At 70.5% G+C, this 217-nt stretch carries 1 pseudogene; it reads right to left on the reverse strand.

Annotated features, from left to right (window positions below):
• Positions 1 to 217, reverse strand: a pseudogene (locus AUL33_RS21425) (xanthine dehydrogenase family protein molybdopterin-binding subunit); the annotation flags it as partial.

Here is a 217-nt window from a genome sequence, read left to right on the forward strand (position 1 = left end):
ACGTTCGGCGGGGTCATCGGAAGCGCGCGCACCTGCCGGCCGATCGCGTTCGAGACGGCGTTCGCGACGGTTGCCGCGACGTTGAGGATCGGCACTTCGCCGGCCCCCTTGGTGCCCAGCGGCCCGAGCGACGGCGCGCCTTCATAGAGGCTGATCGCGACGGGCACCACGTCCTGCGCCGTCGGCAGCCGGTAGGTTTCGAAGCCGGACTGACGAA

The sequence above is a fragment of the Aureimonas sp. AU12 genome (assembly GCF_001463705.1).
Lineage (GTDB): Bacteria > Pseudomonadota > Alphaproteobacteria > Rhizobiales > Rhizobiaceae > Aureimonas.